Origin of the sequence: Aestuariibaculum marinum (assembly GCF_014596975.1) — a bacterium.
Lineage (GTDB): Bacteria > Bacteroidota > Bacteroidia > Flavobacteriales > Flavobacteriaceae > Aestuariibaculum > Aestuariibaculum marinum.
In genome coordinates, this window is record NZ_JACVXD010000050.1 from 1 (window position 1) to 287 (window position 287).

At 40.8% G+C, this 287-nt stretch carries 1 protein-coding gene; it reads right to left on the minus strand.

The window, feature by feature from the left end; genetic code table 11:
* On the minus strand, window positions 1-228 hold a 228-nt coding region (locus ICJ85_RS16180), incomplete at its 3' end, for a hypothetical protein (protein ID WP_206688061.1).
* Window positions 229-287: the final 59 nt, after the last annotated feature.

The following is a 287-nucleotide window of genomic DNA, read 5'->3' on the forward strand; positions in this document are numbered from 1 at the left end:
TCGTTCAATGATTACCAGTAAAGCTTTTTCACGATCTTTTGCTTCTAGTCTTGACTCTTCGTGTATTTTATCAAGCTTCGCCTGCTGTGCAGCGTGAAGAGCTTCTTGTTTTATATTGTGTTGCCTAAACCATACAACCACTCCTAAGAAGAGCATGATGAATAAAATAGCCCATGCATTTTGACTGTTGGCGATCTGTTCGGCAGCCTTTATTTCAGCTCCTGTCACGTCCCACCCTCCTTTTAACCCATAATAAAAAGAACCCTATTGTTGGGTTCTTATCTGTT